The sequence below is a fragment of the Bartonella sp. LJL80 genome, assembly GCF_054871565.1.
Map to the genome: position 1 here is coordinate 1 of NZ_JBTXLM010000026.1, position 2535 is coordinate 2535.

Below are 2535 nucleotides of genomic sequence, written 5' to 3' on the forward strand. Positions count from 1 at the left end.
ATGGCGATGTCGCCTACCAAAACAAAATCGAAAAAGCGGGCATATCTGGCGCGACGTTTAATGGTGGCTTGAGGTATAGATTTTAAGCCGTAAGTCGGCTAAACAGCAGCAGAATCAATCCGAGAAAGCAAACAATTCTAAGACCGAGGTGTAGACCCCCTAATCTGGCCCAAGAATTGTTTGCCGTCCGGTTGGAAAGCGCTTTCCAACCGGACACCCCCGAAGGATGACTGATGGAAATGAGTGTCAAAGCAATTCCATTACAATGAATTTAAAGGCGATTTTATGGACATGAAGAAAACTCTACTGGGCTCGGTTTCATTTATTTGTGTTGCGCTTTCGTGCACGCAGCCGCTCTGGGCAGAGTCACTGTCTGTTTCCAATGGGTCAACGGTTACCGTTGATGGAAAGACCTATACGTCGACAGGGGCAACCTATTCCGGTTCTGCCGTTTTGGCTATCGGTGCTTCAAGCAAAATTCTGGGTTCTAATCTCACAATTTCAGATGGTGGAATTCCTGTCCAGTCTGGCACCTTATCTGCTCCAGTATTCGCTTATTCCGGTGGTCGTATTGAACTGGCAGACAGCAAGATAAGCGGTGCCAATGCAATTGCAGCGCAATATAGCGGCAGTCAGGTGGTCATGAATGGTGGTGCCATCGACACCCAATCGACAGTAGTTGGAGATGTCGTCAGCGGCGTGCAAGTTCGAAATGGCGGAAGTGTCACACTGAATAACGTAACGTTTACGGGCAATAACGGATATTATGCAGGAAATGTCGGCTCGTTTCTCACGGTAAACGGCGGAACGATGCAACATGTCGCCATGACGGGAAGCGCAATCAATATATATGAAGGCGCAGGTGGCCTTATCGACGGCACCAAAGTTTCGTCAACTGGCGCGGCTTTTGATGTTGGTTCAGGAATGTCGGATCGAAGTTCAGCTACCGCAAGAAATTTTGACTTTACCACGACTGGCCAAGATGGTTCCGGTGGTGTTGTGACTGCTAATTTCATGAGCAGTATTACTTTGAGCAATGGCAAGCTGACTTCTACAAGTGACTCTGTTGCCGGTATCTGGGCAACAGGCTTTGCATCAACAGGTGACAGACGAACAGAAGTGGTTGGTGATCGTTTGACAATTGTTACGCAAGGTGTACGCGGATATGGTGTCACAACATATCAGTCTTCGGTTACATTAACCAACAGCGACATCAGCGTTCACGGCCAATCAAGCAATGGTGTGTATGCTGATGCGCGCAGCCTTATTTCGCTTACACATGGTAGCATAAAGGTCACCGGCAGCAGCAGTACGGGAGTGCAGGCATTCAACGTACAGTCAAGTGTTATTCTCAATGATGTCACTGTTGATCTAAGCGAGACAGCAACCAATAGTTACGCCACTTCTGCCGATTTCCAATCATCTATTTCGGTTGAGAAAAGTCAGGTCAGTGTTCTTGGTGAAAATTCCAGCGCGATCAATATTCTGCGCTCGTCCAACATTACGCTGACAGATACAAATGTGACGGTTAGTGGCGCAAATGGAAATGGTATTGTTTATCAAAATTCTTATAAATATGATGCGCAAAATGTGGTCACGATTATCGGCGGCTCATTGGATGTGCAAAATGGTTATGCAGTAACAAGTACGCAGAATGATAGCTTCACCGATAACGCCGCTAATACGCTTATATTGAAAGATACGACCCTTTCCGGCGGGAAGGGGCTTGTGAATATTACACAGCCAAGCAAGACATATGCGACCAAAGTGGCGATTGATGCCGACAATTCGAAGCTTTTCGGTGCTTCCCATTTTGCCGGTAACACCACTTTAGATGTTGCGCTGAAAAACAATTCTGTCTGGACGGTGACGCGGCCCGATAGCGAGGATGGAAAATCTGCGGTATCAAGCTTGTCATTAAACAATAGTACCTTGGCTTTTTCGGCACCGGTTGATGATATCTATCAGCAACTGACGACGGCAAAGCTCGACATGGTCAATGGCAATGTCACGCTGAATACCTATTTGAACACCGGTGGAAGCCTTTCAAACCAGTTCACTGATCGTCTGCTGGTAAACGGTGATGTCACCGGCACCGCGACGGTAAACATTGTGACGATGGCGGGAAGCCCAGGTGGTGCGACATCAGTGGAAAGTTTCACCAACGAAGAAGGTATTTCCATCATTCAGGTTTCCGGTCAGGCTGCAGAAAACAGTTTTGCTTTGGCCGGCGGATACGTAACCATGAATGAGAAGCCCTATCAGTATTCGATCTATGCTTATGGGCCCGGTTCTTCACGCGGTGAGGCTGCTGACGATCAGCGGCTAGTGAGTGGCACCACTCCCTATTGGGATTACCGGCTGCAAAGCGTCTATGTAGAACCACCTGTTCCGCCAGTGGTGCCACCTGTAGATCCGACAGAGCCGCCTGTTGACCCCGTTGATCCCAATGGTGGCGGCAACGGTGGCGGAACGACACCGCCTGTCAAGGCGGTTGCACCCCAGCTTGCCAGTTATCTTGTGGCCCCCACAGCG

General features: G+C 48.8%; 1 pseudogene. It reads left to right on the forward strand.

The annotated features are described in order from the left end of the window. Positions 1 to 291: 291 nt before the first annotated feature. Positions 292 to 2535: pseudogene (locus ACYSNS_RS14495) on the forward strand (hypothetical protein); the annotation flags it as partial.